At 63.4% G+C, this 17208-nt stretch carries 17 protein-coding genes and 1 pseudogene; 7 read left to right on the top strand and 11 right to left on the bottom strand.

Going from position 1 to position 17208, the window contains the following annotated elements; translation table 11 throughout:
• Window positions 1-15: 15 nt before the first annotated feature.
• The gene (locus X760_RS45540) at window positions 16-501 is read right to left on the bottom strand and encodes an SRPBCC family protein (protein WP_023717419.1); all 486 of its coding nucleotides are present in this window, start codon (window positions 499-501) and stop codon (window positions 16-18) included.
• Between the two features lie 123 nt (window positions 502-624).
• Window positions 625-873, bottom strand: coding sequence for a ParB N-terminal domain-containing protein (locus tag X760_RS45535; RefSeq protein WP_023717418.1), 249 nt, complete (start codon window positions 871-873; stop codon window positions 625-627).
• Window positions 874-1029: 156 nt separating this feature from the next.
• On the opposite strand from X760_RS45535, the gene X760_RS45530 reads away from it, so the two are divergent.
• The 5 genes from X760_RS45530 (at window position 1030) to X760_RS45510 (ending at window position 6710) form a co-directional block, all read left to right on the top strand.
• On the top strand, window positions 1030-2670 hold the full coding sequence (locus X760_RS45530; protein WP_023717417.1) for a N,N-dimethylformamidase beta subunit family domain-containing protein: 1641 nt from the start codon (window positions 1030-1032) through the stop codon (window positions 2668-2670).
• A gap of 1 nt (window position 2671) precedes the next feature.
• Window positions 2672-4039, top strand: coding sequence for an aspartate aminotransferase family protein (locus tag X760_RS45525; protein WP_023717416.1), 1368 nt, complete (start codon window positions 2672-2674; stop codon window positions 4037-4039).
• A gap of 10 nt (window positions 4040-4049) precedes the next feature.
• Complete coding sequence (locus X760_RS45520; RefSeq protein ID WP_023717415.1) at window positions 4050-4979, top strand: 3-keto-5-aminohexanoate cleavage protein; 930 nt, start codon at window positions 4050-4052, stop codon at window positions 4977-4979.
• Between the two features lie 193 nt (window positions 4980-5172).
• Complete coding sequence (locus X760_RS45515; protein WP_031193521.1) at window positions 5173-5682, top strand: GNAT family N-acetyltransferase; 510 nt, start codon at window positions 5173-5175, stop codon at window positions 5680-5682.
• Window positions 5679-6710, top strand: coding sequence for a histone deacetylase family protein (locus X760_RS45510; protein ID WP_023717413.1), 1032 nt, complete (start codon window positions 5679-5681; stop codon window positions 6708-6710). The genes X760_RS45515 and X760_RS45510 overlap by 4 nt, the downstream gene beginning before the upstream one ends.
• Before the next feature lie 18 nt (window positions 6711-6728).
• Here X760_RS45510 and X760_RS45505 read toward each other — a convergent pair.
• Window positions 6729-7993 (bottom strand): annotated as a pseudogene (locus tag X760_RS45505) (cysteine desulfurase-like protein).
• A 48-nt stretch (window positions 7994-8041) separates the two neighbouring features.
• Window positions 8042-9109: an aldo/keto reductase gene (locus tag X760_RS45500; RefSeq protein WP_023717412.1), complete on the bottom strand. Its 1068-nt coding sequence runs from the start codon at window positions 9107-9109 to the stop codon at window positions 8042-8044.
• Between the two features lie 385 nt (window positions 9110-9494).
• Between X760_RS45500 and X760_RS74375 the strand changes: the two genes are divergently transcribed.
• Window positions 9495-9659 carry a hypothetical protein gene (locus tag X760_RS74375; protein WP_023717411.1) on the top strand — a complete coding sequence of 55 codons (165 nt, stop codon included), beginning with the start codon at window positions 9495-9497 and terminating at the stop codon, window positions 9657-9659.
• Between the two features lie 52 nt (window positions 9660-9711).
• On the opposite strand, the gene X760_RS45495 is transcribed toward X760_RS74375, so the two are convergent.
• A complete protein-coding gene (locus tag X760_RS45495; protein WP_023717410.1) occupies window positions 9712-10218 on the bottom strand; it encodes a DUF1993 family protein in 507 nt (168 codons plus the stop codon).
• A gap of 123 nt (window positions 10219-10341) precedes the next feature.
• On the opposite strand from X760_RS45495, the gene X760_RS45490 reads away from it, so the two are divergent.
• Window positions 10342-11373, top strand: a complete 1032-nt coding sequence (locus tag X760_RS45490; RefSeq protein ID WP_023717409.1) for a DUF1176 domain-containing protein — start codon at window positions 10342-10344, stop codon at window positions 11371-11373.
• Here the strand turns inward: X760_RS45490 and X760_RS45485 are convergent.
• The 6 genes from X760_RS45485 to X760_RS45460 form a co-directional block, all read right to left on the bottom strand.
• The gene (locus X760_RS45485; protein ID WP_348633206.1) at window positions 11370-12215 is read right to left on the bottom strand and encodes an alpha/beta hydrolase; all 846 of its coding nucleotides are present in this window, start codon (window positions 12213-12215) and stop codon (window positions 11370-11372) included. The two genes, X760_RS45490 and X760_RS45485, sit on opposite strands and share 4 nt — an antisense overlap.
• A 104-nt stretch (window positions 12216-12319) precedes the next feature.
• Window positions 12320-13930, bottom strand: coding sequence for a molybdopterin-binding/glycosyltransferase family 2 protein (locus X760_RS45480; protein ID WP_023717407.1), 1611 nt, complete (start codon window positions 13928-13930; stop codon window positions 12320-12322).
• Window positions 13927-14631 carry an XdhC family protein gene (locus X760_RS45475; RefSeq protein WP_023717406.1) on the bottom strand — a complete coding sequence of 235 codons (705 nt, stop codon included), beginning with the start codon at window positions 14629-14631 and terminating at the stop codon, window positions 13927-13929. The genes X760_RS45480 and X760_RS45475 overlap by 4 nt, the downstream gene beginning before the upstream one ends.
• A gap of 6 nt (window positions 14632-14637) precedes the next feature.
• Window positions 14638-14976: an XdhC family protein gene (locus X760_RS45470; protein WP_023717405.1), complete on the bottom strand. Its 339-nt coding sequence runs from the start codon at window positions 14974-14976 to the stop codon at window positions 14638-14640.
• 25 nt (window positions 14977-15001) lie between these two features.
• Entirely contained in the window at window positions 15002-16246 is a 1245-nt protein-coding gene (locus tag X760_RS45465; RefSeq protein WP_023717404.1) for a VWA domain-containing protein, read from the bottom strand.
• Between the two features lie 4 nt (window positions 16247-16250).
• The gene (locus X760_RS45460) at window positions 16251-17180 is read right to left on the bottom strand and encodes a MoxR family ATPase (protein ID WP_023717403.1); all 930 of its coding nucleotides are present in this window, start codon (window positions 17178-17180) and stop codon (window positions 16251-16253) included.
• Window positions 17181-17208 lie beyond the last annotated feature (28 nt).

The raw sequence follows: 17208 nt of genomic DNA, 5'->3' as shown, positions 1-17208 counted from the left end.
CCTCTCCCGTTTGCATCAAAGTCGCTTTGCGACTTCCTCGAGCTGTTCGGCGCACTGGCCCCAGCCCTCGTGAAAACCCATTTTCTCGTGCTGTTCGCGGTCGGCGACCGACCAATGCGCAACCCGGGCGACGTAGCGGGTCTTGCCCGTGCCCTCGTCCTCGAGTGTCACAATGCCGGTCATGAACGGTTTGGCGGAAGGCTCCCACGCCTTGGTATAGGCATCGGTGAAGACGAGCTTCCTGCCCGGCACGACTTCGAGGAAGACGCCGGGGTTCGCAAACTCGTTGCCGTCGGGACCGGCCATGACGACCAGGCTGGTGCCGCCGGCGCGAACGTCCATCTCAGCGCGCGGCGTCGTCCACGGCTTCGGCGCAAACCATTGCGTCAACAGCTTCGGCTCGGTCCAGCAGCGATAGACGTTCTCGCGCGGTGCATCGATGATGCGGGCGAGAACCAGCTCGCGGTCGGAGTTGGGGGCGATGTCGAGCTTGGTGGTCATGGTGTTTCCTCACATGTCGGGTTTGGCTTTCGTGTCTAGGACGAACCGACAAGACGCAAGCCGACACGGTCCACGAGAAAAAATCCGCGGAACCGGAGATTCGAACGACGGAACCGAGTGGCTTCAGTGGCGCTTGGCTTGCACCAGATAGGCGTCGATCTCAGTCTCGCCGAGCCACTTGGCCGCTTCGAGCCGATGCAGGCCTTCGACCAGGATATGGCGCTTGCCGTCATGGCGCACCTGGATCGGCGTATTCATGCCGTTTTCCAGAATGTCCTCGGCAAGATGGCGGACGGTCTCGGGATGCAGCGTCTTCTTGCGCGCGGTCGGCACGTAAATGTCGTTGACCCTAACCTTTTGCACTCTCAGCATATCGGCTCCCGTGGCGGACAAGGCCGCGTTTTGTGAGATAGTCTGTTTGTCCGGCAAGGCCAAGGGAGCAGCCCGGCGATGACTGGCCCGATCGTTTCCAATTGACGCTTGGCCGGCGGATGGCCGAAATGGCGGCCTTCGACCTTAGCGGTGTCCATGAACCATCTGCCGACCGAGTTTCCCGATTTCGGACTGACGCCGGAGCAGCGACGCCAGGCGGTGCGCAGCCATTACTGGGAATGGCCGGGTATGGATGGCGGGCGCGGCGAAATCTGGTGCTACAGCGACCGTTTTTCCTACCACCCCGGCGAGATGGTGGCGCTGCATGTCAGCTCGACGGCCGCCAGTTTCGGCATCGCGATCGTCCGCGACGGCGGTACGGAAACGACGATATTCGAAAGGACCGGGATCGCGGCGCGCTGGCAGGATACGCCTGATCAGTGTTCGGTCGAGGGCTGCGGCTGGGAAGCATCGTTCGAATTTTGCATCGGCGACGACTGGCCGTCCGGCGCCTATCGCGTCACGCTTGAAGCCGACGCTCGCGACGGCAAGCCGATCCGCTACCACCATCTTTTCATCGTCGCGCCGCAGCCCGGCAAGAAGCTTGGTCGCGTGCTGCAGGTCGCGGCCACCGGCACCTGGCTCGCCTACAACACATGGGGCGGTTCCAACCATTACGAAGGCATCACCGGGCCAGGCCGCGACCAGTATGCACGAATAGTGTCGACGCAGCGGCCTTGGTGCCGCGGCTTCGTCGTGCTGCCCAGGGACGCGCCGCGCGTGCCGCTCGAAGTCGCCGTGCCGCCGAAAACCGTGCCGCGCTATCCGCATATGGAATGGGCGTTTGCCACCGGCCATTCGAAGAAATACGCCTCGTCCGGCTGGGCAAGCTATGACAGCCATTTCTTCCGCTTCGCCGAGCGTGCCGGCTACGCCGTCGATCTTGCCAGCCAGCACGATCTGCATTTTTCGCCCGACATTCTCGACGGCTACGACTGCGTCGTCTTCGTCGGCCACGACGAATACTGGACCTGGGAGATGCGCGATGCGGTCGACACCTATGTCGAGCGCGGCGGCCAAGCGGCGCGCTTCGCCGGCAATTTCATGTGGCAGACCAGGCTGGAGGACGAAGGCCGCCGGCAGGTCTGCTACAAATACCGCGCTCGCGCAGAGGACCCGGCCTATCGCGGCGGCGATATAAGGCGCGCCACCAATTCCTGGGAAGCGCCGGAAATCGGCCGGCCGGGTGCGGCGACCTTCGGCCTCAACGCGACAAGAGGCGTCTATGCGGGCTGGGGCGGCTGCGCGCCGCGCGGCGTACGCGGCTTTCCGGTCTACCGGCCTGAGCATTGGGCGTTTGCCGGCACCGGCATCTACTATGGCGACCTGCTCGGCGCCGACAGCCATGTCTATGGCTACGAGGTCGACGGGCTCGATTTCGAGATCCGCGGCGGCCTGCCCTACCCCACGCCCGACAGCGGCGCACCGGACGGCCTGCAGGTGCTCGCGGTCGGCATGGCTGCCCAGGTCGAGGAAAGCGCCGACATTCCGTTCGAGGACCAGTTCCTCGGCGACGAGGACGGTCGCTTCACCGCCGAAACGCTGTTCGGCGAGGCAAGCGACGCCAATCTCGACAAGGTCAAACGCGGCAACGGCATGATCGTCAATTTCCCGCGCGGCAAGGGCGAGGTGTTTCACGCAGGAAGCTGCGAATGGGTCGCCGGCCTGCTAAGGCAGGACGCGATGGTCGAGCGCGTCACCAGAAATGTCCTCGACCGCTATCTTGGAAAGCCATGACATGCTGAAGCCCCCTGTCCCGGAAGCCCGCGAAGCCTCGCATCTGTTTTATCTGTCCAGCCTGCGTCGGCCGCTGATCGACCGCGCCGAAGGCATCTACATGTGGACGCAGGATGGCCGCCGCTTCATCGACGGATCGAGCGGGCCGATGGTCGCCAATATCGGCCACTCCAACCGCAACGTGCTCGACGCGATGAAACGGCAGATGGACCGCGCCACCTTCGCCTACCGCCTGCATTTCGAGAACGAACCGGCCGAGGAGCTCGCGCGGCAACTGGCGGCCAAACTCCCCGAGGGCCTGGACCGCATCTTTTTCGTCTCCGGCGGCTCGGAGGCAACGGAATCCTGCGTCAAGCTGGCGCGGCAATGGGCGGTCGCCACCGGCCAGCCCAGCCGCTGGAAGGTGATCACGCGTTTTCCGTCCTATCATGGCGGCACGCTGGGTGCGCTCGCCGTCACCGGCGACGATGCGCTGGCCGAAACATTTGCGCCGATGATGCAAGTGATGCCGACCGTGCCGGCGCCCATCGCCTGGCGCGACCGCGACAATCTTTCGATGGAACAGCGCGGCATCCGCTATGCCGACATGCTGGAGGAGAAGATTCTCGCCGAGGGGCCGGACAGCGTGCTCGCCTTCATCATGGAGCCGGTCGGCGGCGCTGCCACGGCAGCACTGGTGGCGCCGGACAGCTACTATCCGCGCATCCGCGAGATCTGCGATCGCTACGGCATCCTGCTCATCCATGACGAGGTGATGAGCGGCGCCGGTCGCACCGGAAAATTCCTCGGCGGCGACCACTGGAACTGCAAGCCCGACATCGTTGCGCTGTCGAAGGGGCTGGGCTCGGGCTACGCGCCGCTCGGCGCGCTGGCGGCACCGATGCGGCTGGTGCAGCCATTGCTCGCATCGGGCGGCTTCCAGCATGGCCATACCTATGCCGGCAACCCGCTCGCCTGCGCCGCCGGGCTCGCCGTGCTCGGCGAGATGGACCGTCTCGGCCTGATCGCCAATGCGGCCGATATGGGCAAGCTTTTGATGGACGAGCTGAAGGGATTGGCGAAGCGGTTTCCGTTCATCGCCGACGTCCGCGGCAAGGGCCTGCTCACAGGTGCCGAAATGGTCGCCGACCCAGATACGCTGAGGCCGATCGAGCCGGCAAAGAAGGCCACCCAGCGGCTGCTCGACCTCGCCTATGAGCGCGGACTGATCATCTACGGACGCAAGGTCAAGGGCGGCGTCGACGGCGACAATTTCATGGTCGCGCCGCCGATGATCGTCACCGCCGCGCAGATCGGCGAGATCGTAGCCATCATCGGCGACTCGCTCGAAGTGCTGGCCGGTGAACTCGACCTGCCGGTCGAAGGCTGAGGGCCGAACCATGGCGCCGCGAAAAATCATTATCACCTGCGCCGTCACCGGGTCGGTGCACACACCATCGATGTCGCCGCATCTGCCGGTGACGCCGGACCAGATCGCCGCCGACGCGATCGCCGCCGCCGAAGCCGGTGCCTCGATCCTGCATCTTCACGCCCGCGACCCCAAGGATGGAAGGCCGACCGCCGACCCCGAGGTGTTCATGCAGTTCCTGCCGCGCATCAAGCAGGCGACCGACGCAGTGATCAACATCACCACCGGTGGCTCCTCGCTGATGACGCTCGACCAGCGGTTGGCCGCCCCGCTCAGGGCGGAGCCGGAAATGTGCTCGCTCAACATGGGCTCGATGAATTTCGCGCTGTTCCCCATGCTCGAGCGGCCGCGGGAGTGGCAGCACGAATGGGAGCCGAAGCTGCTCGAGGCGACCCGCGACACGATCTTCAAGAACACCTTTGCCGACATGGAGACGGTGCTTGAGAAGCTTGGGCGTGGTTGCGGCACGCGCTTTGAATTCGAGTGCTACGATGTCGGCCACCTCTACTCGCTGGCGCATTTCCGCGACCGCGGGCTGGTGTCGGGACCGCTGTTCATCCAGTTCGTGTTCGGCATCCTCGGTGGCATCGGCGCCGATCCCGAAAACCTGATCCACATGAAGCGCATCGCCGACAAACTGTTCGGCGACAGCTACCAGTTTTCGGTGCTGGCCGCCGGACGCCATCAGATGCCGATGATCTCGATTGCGGCGGCGATGGGCGGCAATGTCCGCGTCGGGCTGGAGGACAGCCTCTACGACGGGCGCCAACTGGCCAAGTCCAATGCCGACCAGGTCCGCCGTATCCGCAGCGTGCTCGACGGGCTGTCGCTGGACGTCGCGACGCCGGCCGAGGCGCGGCAGATGCTGGCGCTCAAGGGCGGCGACCGTGTGGCGTTCTGATGGTTGCGCTCCGGCACACCCCCCTCTGGCCTGCCGGCCATCTCTCCCTCAAGGGGAGAGATCGGCAGCTTCGATCTCGCTGCCCACCCTGCAACGTTGGTGAATGGCGAAACCCGGCGCGACATCCAATCTCCCCCCTTGAGGGGGAGATGTCCGGCAGGACAGAGGGGGGTGCCTGGGCGCCCTGCCTGCCGTGAGTACGCCATCCACAAACGTGCTTATCCGCCCCGGCCGGGTGGAGGACGTCGAAACCATCCACGCCGCACTCCTACGGCTCGGCGCGCATGTCGGCGCACATCAGGAGATCACCTCGACAGCTGCGGATCTCCGCACCTATGGCTTTGGCGAAAAGCCTGCCTTCTCGACCTTGATCGCCGAAGTCGGCGGCGAATTTGCCGGGCTTTGCCTGCATTTTCCGATCTTCTCGACATGGATGGGACGAGCCGGCGTCTATGTGCAGGACCTCTACGTCGAGGACCGGTTTCGCGGCCGCAGGATCGGCGAGCGCCTGCTGCGCCGGGTGGCGGCGCAGTGCCGGAAGGCAGGCGGCGTCTATCTCAGGCTGTCCGTCGATACCGACAACGAGACCGCCAAGGCTTTTTACGAACGGTTGGGCATTGCCTGGTCGAGTTACGAGCAGGTGCAGAAGATCGTCGGCGACGCCTTTTTCGCCTTCGCCGATGCACCGGAGGAGCCAACATGAAAGCCTTCTATGCCGAAGAACAGAAGCGCCACGACCCGAAGGCGTTCCTCTCAAGCGGCGCGCCGCAGCCCAATCCGGAAAAGCCGGAACGGGTCGAGCGATTGCTAGCCGGCGCAAAGGCTGCCGGCTGCACGATCGAACGGCCGCGGGATCACGGGCTCGGCCCGATTGCGGCGGTGCATACGCCCGAATATCTCGATTTCCTCCAGCATATCTTCGCGCGCTGGCAGCGCATCGAGGGTGCCTCTGCCGAGGTCATTCCCAACATCCATCCGATCGCGCGGCACGGCTCCTATCCTGCCTCGGCAGTCGGCCAGGCCGGCTACCACATGGCCGACACCGCCTGCCCGATCTCCGGCGAGACGTGGCAGAGCGCACTGTGGAGCGCCTGGAGCGCGGTTGAAGCAGCCGAGGCGGTGATGTCGGGCGTGCCTTCAGCCTATGCGCTCTGCCGTCCGCCCGGCCATCACGCCTTTGCCGAGGTCGCCGGCGGCTTCTGCTTCATCAACAATTCGGCGGTCGCCGCACGGGTTCTGCGCAAGCAAGCGGCGCGGGTGGCGATCCTCGACGTCGACCTGCATCACGGCAATGGCACGCAGGGCATCTTCTATGCCCGGCCGGACGTGCTCACCGTGTCGCTGCATGCCGACCCGGTGCGCTTCTATCCGTTTTTCTGGGGCCATGCCGACGAGCGCGGCGAAGGCGCCGGCCTCGGCTACAATCTCAACCTGCCGCTGCCGCGCAAATCCGGCGACGCCGCATTCCTCGAAGCACTGGACGTGGCTTTCCAGCGTATCCGCGCCTTTGCGCCAGAAGCGCTGGTGGTGGCGCTCGGCCTCGACGCCTTCGAGGGCGATCCGTTCGGTGGGCTGTCGGTGAGCACGCCCGGTTTCTCGCGCATTGGCGAGGCCATCGCCGGTCTCGGCCTATCGACAGTCATCGTCCAGGAAGGCGGCTATCTCTGCGACGAGCTCGGCGACAATCTCACCGCCTTCCTCACCGGTTTTGGCGGCGCCCACAAGCGATGATCGGCCCGCGAGGCGCGCTCAGGATCGTTCCTGCCTCAGCATGGCGACAACGCGGTGCACACTCTCCAGCGTCTCGTCGATCTCGGCTGAAGTGTTGTAATGAGCGATGCCTATGCGCACGACGCCCTGGTCGGCCGGAATGCCGAGCTGGTGCACAATCTCCCAGGCGTAGTTGTGGCCGGACCATAGGGATGTTTTCCGCATTCATCTGCCGCACGATCGCCTCCGGCACGATGCCTTGGACGGTGAAGGACACCGTCGGCACGCGCTCATTGATCCGCTTCGGATCGGTGATGCCGTGGATGGTCAGGCCGGCAATATCCGACAGACCGTCGATCAGCCGTTGCGCCAGCGGGTTCTCGTAAGCGATCGACAATTCGAAGGCCTTGGTTATTTTCTGGCGGCGCGATGCTTGATCGCCGGCCGCCGCGCCCAGCTCGGCAAGATAATCGACCGCCGCCGACAGGCCGGCCATCAATTCAATTTGCGGCGTGCCGAGCTCGAAGCGCTCCGGCAAGGCATTGGACGAGCAACGGCATTTGTACGGCTTCAGCGCATCGACGACGTCCAGCCTGCCCCACAAAATTCCCATATGTGGGCCGAAGAACTTGTAGGCCGAGCAGATCAGGAAATCACAGCCGAGATTTTGGACGTCGATCAGGCCATGCGGGGCGAACTGCACGGCATCAACGTAGACCAACGCACCGGCCTGCCTGGCAGTGCGGGTCAACGCCTTCACCCGGTTGATCGACCCCGGTGAGATTGCTGGCGTAGTTGAGCGCGATGAGCCGCGTCCTCTCGGAAAGCAGCGCGGCGAGCGCCGCCTCCTCGATCTGCCAGCTCTGCTGGTCGAAAGGTAGCCAGCGCACGACAAGGCCAAGGTCTTCAGCCAGTTGCAGCCAGGGTGAGATGTTGCCCTCATGGTCCATGCGGGTGAGGATGATCTCGTCGCCGGGTTTCATCGTACGGCCAAGCGTTCGCGACATGTGGTAGGTCAACGTCGTCATGTTGGCGCCGATGATGATTTCCCGCGGACTTGCCGCGCCAAGGAAATCCGCCATCGCCAGATGGGCCTCGTCGACGATGTCTTGTGCCGCGATGGTGGTCTCGAAGAAGCCGCCGAGATTGGCATTGGTGGTCAGCAGGCAGCGTGACACCGCGTCCGCCACCGCCTGCGGCACCTGCGTGCCGGCAGGATTGTCGAGATAGATGCGCCTGCGGCCCTTGTCGGTCAGCGACAAGGCCGGAAATTTTGCGCGCACCGCGTCGATCCGGAAGTCCATGGCTGTTCCCCTCCCCTTATGATCATCGGACGATCACGTCTCGACGCCTCACGGGCACGGATTGCCGACGCGCTGGTGGATCGCATCGACGGCTTTCTGCATGTCCTCGGTCCAGACCACGTTGGCGGAAGAGAGCGCCATTTCGAGTTGCGAAATGGTGGTGGCACCGATGATGTTCGAAGTGACCAAGGGCCGGTTCGAGACATAGGCATTGGCAAACAGGGCCGGCTCCATGCCGAAGGTGCGCGCCAACCGGTTGTATTCGAGCTGCACTTCGGCAGCATTCGGCGTCTCGTAGCGCTGGCCGCGGTTGAACAACTGCGAGCGCGAGCCCTGCGGCCGCGCGCCATGATCGTATTTGCCGGTCAAATAGCCTTGCGCCAGCGGCGAATAGGCAAGCAGCGACACCTGCTCGCGCTCGCAGACTTCGGCAAGGTTCACCTCGAAGGTGCGGTTGACGAAATTATAGGCGTTCTGCAACGAGACGACGCGCGGGCCGAGGCCCTTGTCGGCTTCGGCAATGAAACGCATGACGCCCCAGGAATTCTCGTTCGACAGGCCGAAGTGGCGGATCTTGCCGGCCTTCACCAGCTCGTCGAACACACCAAGCGTCTCGGCGATCGGCGTCTCGCCCTCCGGCACGCCGGCGGCATCGGAGCGTCGCGGCACGGCGCCGATGCGGTTCGGATTGGCGCCCCACGGTACGTCGCGTTCCGGCCAATGGATCTGGTAGAGATCGATGTAATCGGTGTTGAGCCTGGCGAGTGACTTATCAATAGCGTCGAAGATGTCGGCGCGCACCAGCTTCGACGGGCGGTCGCCGCGAAACCAGGTGTTGGCGGTGCGGCCAACCACTTTCGAGGCGATGATCACCTGGCCGCGATTGCGCTTCTCCTTCATCCAGTTGCCGATGATTGTCTCGGTGCGGCCCTGCGTCTCGGCCTTGGGCGGGATCGGATAGAGTTCGGCGGTGTCGATGAAATTGACGCCGCGCGCAAACGCCAAATCCATCTGAGCGTGACCGTCCGCCTCGGTGTTCTGCTGGCCCCAGGTCATCGAGCCGAGGCAGATCTGCGACACGAAAAGATCGGTCTGGCCGAGGCGGCGTTTGTGCATGGAGGTTCTCCGGCGGGAATTTTGCGCGGCTGCGCGAGGAGGAAGCAATAGCATACAGGAAAGCGCCGGCCGCTTCCAAGCCCGCCGCCGGCAGGCCAGGCGACTTTCCCAGGATGCCGGCGAACGGGGTTTATCCCCACGGCCAATAAAAAGCCGGACTGCATGTGCATGCAGTCCGGAAGTTCGCCAGGAATGGCGAGGAAAAACCGGCCAAATGCCGGCACTGACGCATACGGTCGAAGTGCCGCAGAAGTTTCGCCGGACCAGCCGAATTATGTCAAAAAAGATCGGGGCAGCATGGCTGCCATGCGAATGCTGCACTGCACAATCGTCATGATCCGCCTATATTGAAGGCCGCGGAGGTTTCAATAGAGGGGCTTGAATCATGGGATTCTTCACTGAAATGTTCGCCCGTCCGCGTCCGCGGGAACAGCTGCGCTATCGCGCGGCACTGGCGCTACTCCATTCGATGAGCAATGCCGATCGCGCCGATATCGAGGTCAAGCCGGCCGATTTCCCACGCATCGCCCGGGAAATGTCCTTGCGCTAAACAGTGCACCGCGAGATATCCCGGCGCGGCCGGGATATCTCCTGAGCGAATCTCAACGCAATCCGAGGAAGATCGACTTGCCCAATGGCACGCCGTTGTGGCGCAGGATGTCATAGGCAGTGGTCAGGTGGAAATAGAAATTGGGCATGGCGGCATGCAACAGATACTGCATTCCTGGCATCGAAACCTCGCGTCCCGCAAGCCTCAGTTCGACCATCCTGTCATCTGAACCATCGAATTCGGCCGCCGAAAATGTCGCGAGATGAGCCAATGTCTTGCTAAGGCGGGCCTGCAGATCGGCGAAGCTCGCCTCATTGTCCTCGTATTTTGGCACCTCACGCCCGGCCAGCCGCGACGGCGCGCCCTTGGCGTGATCGGTGGCAATCTGTACCTGCCTGGTCAGGGCGAACATGTCCGGCGCCAGCCTCGCCGTGAGATACACCTGCGGATCGATCTTCCGGTCAGCCGCATTTTGCTCGGCAATGCTCAGGACGTTGGCCAGTGCCTTCAGCCTCGCCGAAAATACCGGCACGGATGCTTCATACATTGATATGGTCACAAGAAATCTCCACGCGGCCCGACTGCCGACGGCGAGAGGTAGCGCTTTCGCACGCGATTGTTCAAGCGTCACCACGTCGCCGCAATCGATATGATAGGATTTTTCATCGAGTGGAGGTTCCCGATGAGACGCGCCCTTTTCGCAACGGCCGCTTTTATCTCTCTTGCCGGCCAATCGGCGCTCGCCGCAGACGCGCCTTATATCGACGACAGGTCGAATGCCGAAGCGGTCATCCGGTCGCTTTATAGTGCCATCAGCCGGCACGAATTCGCGCGCGCCTGGGACTATTTCGGCGACACCAAGCCGGCCAAGGATTTCAACTCCTTCGTCAAAGGCTATGACGGCACCGACACGGTCGACGTAAAAACCGGTGGTGTGTCCGAAGACGGTGCTGCCGGCAGTATCTACTACAGCGTTCCGGTCGCCATCCGGGCGACAGCCAAGGACGGCAGCGAAAATGTCTTTGCCGGCTGCTATACGCTGCGCCAGATCAACGCCTCGATCCAGGAACCGCCATTTCGCTCGATCTTCATCGACAAGGGTGCGCTGAAACCGTCAAAGGCCGATTTCGAGGATGCCGTGCCGGCAAGCTGCGGCGAAGGACCGCCGCCGCCGAAGAAGGACGCAGCGCTTGAGCAGGCCAACAGAGCGTTTGCCACGACTTATGGCGACCAGTGCGACAAGGATCTTTTGGCGCAGGAGCCGGACATTTTCTCGATCCACTATAAGGACAAGGATGCGGCTGCCAGTGATCCCGAAAGGGAAACGCGGCTTTTCCACTTCTCCTGCTCGGCCGCGGCCTATAACGAAAGCTCTATTTATTACATGAGCGACGACGTGCTCGGCGTCAGGCAATTGCAGTTCGCCGAACCCGAAATGGACATTCGCTACGAAAACAACGACAGCGAAGGCAAATTGCTGGGCATGACCATAGTTGGCTTCCAGACCTCCGGCTGGGCAACCAATTCCGATTACGACGAAGAGACCAAGACGATCGCTACGTTCAACAAATGGCGTGGCATCGGCGATGCCTCTTCATCGGGGACATATCTGTTTCGCAACGGCGATTTTTCCCTGGTCCAGTACGACGTCGACGCGTCTTACGACGGCGAGGAAAATCCGCAGACGGTCGTCGACTACAACACCGCGCCCTAGGGGGCCTTCGATAACATCCAGTTGAGTGTACCCCGCCAGTCGGTCATGCGGATTGGCGTGCCATGCGTGCCAGTTTCAAAACGGACGAAGCGGGTCGGATAGGTTCTCGATTTGGCTAGGATCGATCGGAAGAAGCCTTCCTGTTTCTCGATTGGAAACACCGGGTCCTTGCTACCCTGGCCGAAGAAGACCGGCACACGACGCTTGAATGCGGGGCTTGAGAAGAAACTCTCATCCCACAGCGAGCCGAGCAGCAGCAGCCCGTCGATGCGCCCGCCGGTGTCCTTGCGATCGGCCAGCTTCCAGCATAACGAACCGCCCATCGAGCCACAGGCGACGAAGATTTTTGCGCCCGGCGACTGCTCGGCATAGTGGCCGATCAACGCAGCGATCTGGGCGGCACCGGTGTCGCCGAAGTCGGAAAAATCCGGCGACAGATAGAGGCCGCCATTGCCGGCCATCAGGTTCTTGATGCGGTTGAAATTGCCGCCAAAGGTGATGTCGTCGGTGCCCTGCTTACGGCTGCCGCCCTGCCCGTGCAGGTAAAGCACGATGATGCTGGCGCCCCCGACTTTGCCGACGGCAATGTGGCGGACATCTCCAGCGTCGGTCTTCAGCAACAGATCCTGCTGCACCTTGCGCACGCCGGTATCGGTGTATTGCGCGTGCACACGACGCTCAGGCACTTCGTCACGGGCGTTGATGTCGCGCAACTCACGATAGTCGATGACCGTATAGGCGCCGTTGTTTTCGGATGAGAGCGTCGCCGGATAGGCGAACAGATCATCCTTGAAGGGTTTGAGTTCGAGAGCGTTGGCGTAGGCGGCACAAGAGAGCGACAAAAAAATCGCGATCAGCAGGGCCGGGAGGCCAGAGGGGGGCAAGCGGAACCGGAAGCAAGAACGAAAGGCCATCCCGCAGCCATGCGTTTTTCGGCTTCGGTTTGTCAATCCTGCAGCACGCCGCCGGCGCTTTCCAGCGCCTCGCGCGTGTCGACATCGACGGCCGCCCCTTCGCCGATCTCGACATCGATGACGTCGAGCCCTTCGGCCTCGACCAGATGACGGGCACCGGTATCGCCTTCGAGGTGAGCGATGGCGGCGAACAGCGAGCGCGGCAGCAGCACCGGGTTGCCGCGCCGGCCATTATGAGAGGCGCGCACCACCGATCGCCCTTCGGACTTGCGGAACGCCTCGATCAGCCTGTCGAGGTCGGCCGAGGCGACGCCCGGCATATCGCCGAGGACGATCAGGGCGCCGGCGGCGTCGCCAGAAACCTTGGCGATGCCTGCCTTCAGCGACGAAGACAGACCCTCGGCGAAATCCGGATTGTCGGCGAAGGTCACATCCATGCCCGACAGTGCGCTGCGCACGCGCTCGCGCTCGTGGCCGGTGACGACGATGGTGGCCGCGGCTTTCGAACCGACCGCGCGTTCGGCGGTGCGGCGGACCAGGGGCTTGCCGTCGAACAGCGCCAAAAGCTTGTTCGGCCCGCTCATGCGGCTGGAGCGGCCGGCCGCCAGAAGCACCGTCTCGACCCTTGGTTCTGCTTTGGCCGGCAGCGGCTCGCGCGGCTGCGGCCGCGTCGGAATTTCCATCAGCAGCCCGCCAACGCCCATGCCGGCAATATCCCTGGCGGTCACGTCGAGACCAGCAATCAGCCGGTCGAGCACCCAGTCGAAGCCGTTCTCCTTGGGGCTACGGGCGCAACCGGGCGCACCGATGATGCGCTTGCCGCCTAGATTGCCGAGCACCAGCAGATTGCCAGGATCGACCGGCATGCCGGCGCGAATGACGGTGCCGCTTGCCCTTTCGATGGCGGCGGGCACGACGTCGCCGAAATCGGCCATCGCCGAGGCGCCGAAGATCACCACCATATCGTTGTCGCGGATCAGCGAGGCGGCAGCCTCGGCGACGGGGCTGACCTCATGCGGGGTTCGACGCTCCGTCGTCAGCCGGCTGCCCGAACGCGCCAGGCGCGCTTCGGTGACGCGCAGCGTCTTGTCGAGCACGCTCGGCTTGATGCCGGGCAGCACCGTCTGGATGACGCCGACGCGCACCGGCTGATAGGCGTTGACCGCAAAAATCTCGCCCTCGGCGCAGATCCTTGCCACCGCATCGACCAAAGCGAAGGCGACCGCAAACGGAATGATTTTCACCGTCGCAACCATCTGACCTTTTTCGACCGGCGCATGCTGCGCCAGCGTGGCGATGGTAATCGTCGGATCGACGGCATTGATGGCGTCGATCATCGCCGCGTCGACGGTGAATATGCCGGCAGCCTGCGCGTGGAGGTTGACCCTGCCGGTCGCAGCGCGCTTCGCCTCGATGTTGCGATGGATCATATATGCGGCGAGCTTTTCGGCCGCGGCATCCTCGCTGAGATCATCGGGCGCCAACACCGCCGCGACGACCTCGGAAATCCCGGAGGCCTTCAACAGGGACACATCCTCGGCGCTTAGCCTGTGCGCCTTGCGGAAGCGGCGCTCTCCGGCTGTGGTGGCGTGCGCCAGCACTGCCCCTTCGGCCGCATCGATCGGAACGGGACCAAATTTCACGCGACCGCGCCTTTGGATTCGAGGCCGCGAGAGCGAAAGGCGTGGATCGCTTGCGCCAACACCGCGACGGCGATCTCGGCCGGGCTGGCAGCCCCAATGTCGAGGCCGATCGGTGCATGAATGCGGGCGATCTGGTCGGCGGTCGCGCCCAAGGCCAGCAAGCGTTCGACGCGTTTCGCATGGGTCTTGCGACTGCCAAGCGCCCCGACATAGAAGCAGTTGGCGTCGAGCGCCGCCTTCAGCGCGAAATCGTCGATCTTCGGATCATGAGTGAGGGCAGCCAGCGCGGTATAGCCGTCGAGCGGCTGACGCTTCAGGACATCCTCCGGCCATTCGGCATGCAGCGCGATGTCGGGAAAGCGGTCGGACGTGGCAAACGCCGTGCGCGGATCGATGATCTCGACGGGATAGCCGGCGATCCTGGCCATCGGTGCAAGCGCCTGGCTGATGTGGACGGCGCCGATCACCACCAGGCGTGGCTGCGGCAGATGTGCGTTGAGGAAGAAGGCCCGTCCCCCAGCTTCGACCGACCCGGAATTGCCGGTGCGGAATGCCTTGGCGATGGCTGCCCCGAGTTCGCCGGCAACCTGGTCGCCCTCGCGCACGATACGGTCCCGGCCGTCACCAAGATCGGTTACCAAAATCGCCGCGCGGCGGGCACGACGTTCGGCGTTGAGTGTCTTCAGCGCGTAAGGATCCATCGACAATCAGCCCAATCTTTCGACATAGACCTTGATGCGGCCGCCACAGGACAGGCCGACCTGCCACGCAGTCTCATCGGCGACCCCGAACTCCAGCATCTTCGCCTTGCCGCTATCGATGACGTCGATTGCTTCGGTCACCACTGCGCCTTCGACGCAGCCGCCCGAAACGGAGCCATGGAAATTGCCTTCGGTGTCGATGACCAGATGGCTACCGACCGGCCGCGGTGCCGAACCCCAGGTTTCGACCACGGTGGCAATGGCGACGTCCTTGCCGTCCTTCATCCAGCCCTCCGCGATGATCAGCGGGTCGCGGGCTTCATCGAGATAGACACTGTGTTCCATGATTTTCTCCCTGGGAGACATGTGGTTATGCGACGCGCTTCGCGCCAGCCTGGATCCACCGGCGCGGGTCGACCGAACGCACCGAATTCTTGTCCAGCGACGCACAGAGATCGGCGAGCGCGTCGAGATTGTGCACCGAACGGAATTCGTCGACATGCGGCAGCATCGCCCTGACGCCGCGGGCGCGCGCCTCGAAGCCGTCGAAGCGCAGCAGCGGGTTCAGCCAGATCAGCCGCCGGCAGGATTTATGCAGCCGTTCCATTTCCTCCGACAGGCCGGCGACCTCGTCGCGCTCCAGCCCATCGGTGATCAGCAGTACCACCGCGCCTTGCCCCAGCACGCGGCGCGACCAAAAACGGTTGAATTCTGCCAGCGTATCGCCGATGCGCGTGCCGCCCGACCAGTCCTTTACCGCGGCAGAACAGTCGGCGAGTGCGGCATCGGGATCGCGATGCCGCATCTGACGGGTCAGATTGGTAAGCCTGGTGCCGAAGACGAAGGCGTGCACGCGCCGGCGCTTTTCCGTCAGCGCATGCAGGAAATGCAGGAAGATCCGCGTGTACTGGCTCATAGAACCGGAAATGTCGGCAAGCACCACCAGCGGCGGATGGACTTCGCGGGGCGAGCGGAATTTAGGCAGGATCAACTCGCCGCCGGTGCGCGCAGCCGAGCGCATCATGGCGCGCGGATCGATACGGCGGCCATGCGCATCGGCTTTGAAACGCCGCGTCCGAACCATGTCGACGGGCAGCCGCAACTGGGCGATCGCTATCTTGGCGTCGGCCATCTCGGCGGCGTTCATCTGGGCAAAATCCTTGCCTCTCAGCACCTCGTTGCCGGAGAAGGTGAAGCGCGCGTCGACCTCGATCTCGGGAACTTCCTGCGCCGGCTGGTTCTTCTGGTGACCCTCGAACATCGCCTGGCTGACGCGGTTCTCGGCCGCGCGGGGTTTTTGCTTCCCTTTGTTGTCGGGAGCGATCGGCGAAAAGATCGCCAGCATCTTTTCGATCAGCTCGTGCGACTTCCAGAACAGCCGGAAGGTCTCGTCGAAGGTGGCGTGATCTTCGTGCCTCGAGACCAGCACGGCGTGCAGCGTCCAGTAGAAATCGTCACGCGAGCCGATGCCGGCAGCGAGCACTGCCTCGATGGCGTCTTTGACCGAGGCCGGTCCGACACGCATACCGGCCTTGCGCAAGGTGCGGGAGAAATAGACGACGTTGTCGGCGATCCGCCCGTCCGCCGTTGCCTCTTTGGGTTCCGCACGCGGCATCGCCCTACTCCGCCGCCGACAGCTCGGCCTTGACCTCGTTGAGGATGCGCCGGCCTTCGCCCTCACCGATGCGGGCAATATCGTCCTGGTATTTCAGCAGCACGCCAATCGTGTCGGAAACCGTCTCAGGGTCCAACGCCACCTTGTCGAGTTCGGTCAGCGCGCCGGCCCAGTCAATGGTCTCGGCGACGCCGGGCACCTTGAACAGCTCGATCTGACGCAGCTTCTGGATGAATGAAACGACCTCGGCCGAAAGCCGGCTGTTGGCCTGCGGCACCTTTCGGCGGACGATCTCAAGCTCGCGCTCGGCATTGGGATAATCGACCCAGTGATAAAGGCAGCGCCGCTTCAGCGCGTCGTGGATTTCGCGCGTGCGGTTGGTGGTGATGATGACGATCGGCGGCTCCTCCGCCTTGATGGTGCCGAGTTCGGGCACCGTCACCTGGAAATCGGAAAGGATTTCGAGCAGGAATGCCTCGAAGGCCTCGTCGGTGCGGTCGAGTTCGTCGATCAGGAACACCGGTGCGGCGCCCGCCTTGCCAGTCAGCGCATCGAGCACCGGGCGGCGGATCAGATACTTTTCGGAAAAGACGTTGCGTTCCATGTCGGAGCGGTCAACCTTGCCGGCCGCCTCCTCCATGCGGATTTCGATCATCTGCGCGGCGTAGTTCCACTCGTAGACGGCAGACGAGACATCGAGCCCTTCATAGCATTGCAGGCGGATCAGCCTACGGCCAAGGGCCTCGGCCAGCACCTTGGCGATCTCGGTCTTGCCGACGCCCGCCTCACCCTCAAGGAACAGCGGACGCTTCATGCGCAGCGACAAAAACAGCACAGTCGCCAGCGACCGGTCCGCCACATAATCCGCACTGGTCAACAGATCGAGCGTCTCGTCGATGGTCCGCGGCACGGGGCGCGATTTCAGCTCGGTCATTTGATCTCCATGGACGCGGCCATCAAAG

The sequence above is a fragment of the Mesorhizobium sp. LSHC420B00 genome (assembly GCF_000503055.1).
GTDB lineage: Bacteria > Pseudomonadota > Alphaproteobacteria > Rhizobiales > Rhizobiaceae > Mesorhizobium.
This window is presented reverse-complemented; position numbering and strand designations above follow the sequence as displayed.

Bases quoted from the DNA above. Each gene is read 5' to 3' on its own strand.
- X760_RS74375 (WP_023717411.1), top strand. From the start codon at position 9,495: ATGGGATTCTTCACTGAAATGTTCGCCCGTCCGCGTCCGCGGGAACAG.
- X760_RS45460 (WP_023717403.1), bottom strand. From the start codon at position 17,180: ATGACCGAGCTGAAATCGCGCCCCGTGCCGCGGACCATCGACGAGACG.
- X760_RS45465 (WP_023717404.1), bottom strand. From the start codon at position 16,246: ATGCCGCGTGCGGAACCCAAAGAGGCAACGGCGGACGGGCGGATCGCC.
- X760_RS45530 (WP_023717417.1), top strand. From the start codon at position 1,030: ATGAACCATCTGCCGACCGAGTTTCCCGATTTCGGACTGACGCCGGAG.
- X760_RS45535 (WP_023717418.1), bottom strand. From the start codon at position 873: ATGCTGAGAGTGCAAAAGGTTAGGGTCAACGACATTTACGTGCCGACC.
- X760_RS45510 (WP_023717413.1), top strand. From the start codon at position 5,679: ATGAAAGCCTTCTATGCCGAAGAACAGAAGCGCCACGACCCGAAGGCG.
- X760_RS45540 (WP_023717419.1), bottom strand. From the start codon at position 501: ATGACCACCAAGCTCGACATCGCCCCCAACTCCGACCGCGAGCTGGTT.
- X760_RS45520 (WP_023717415.1), top strand. From the start codon at position 4,050: ATGGCGCCGCGAAAAATCATTATCACCTGCGCCGTCACCGGGTCGGTG.
- X760_RS45500 (WP_023717412.1), bottom strand. From the start codon at position 9,109: ATGCACAAACGCCGCCTCGGCCAGACCGATCTTTTCGTGTCGCAGATC.
- X760_RS45475 (WP_023717406.1), bottom strand. From the start codon at position 14,631: ATGGATCCTTACGCGCTGAAGACACTCAACGCCGAACGTCGTGCCCGC.
- X760_RS45490 (WP_023717409.1), top strand. From the start codon at position 10,342: ATGAGACGCGCCCTTTTCGCAACGGCCGCTTTTATCTCTCTTGCCGGC.
- X760_RS45470 (WP_023717405.1), bottom strand. From the start codon at position 14,976: ATGGAACACAGTGTCTATCTCGATGAAGCCCGCGACCCGCTGATCATC.
- X760_RS45525 (WP_023717416.1), top strand. From the start codon at position 2,672: ATGCTGAAGCCCCCTGTCCCGGAAGCCCGCGAAGCCTCGCATCTGTTT.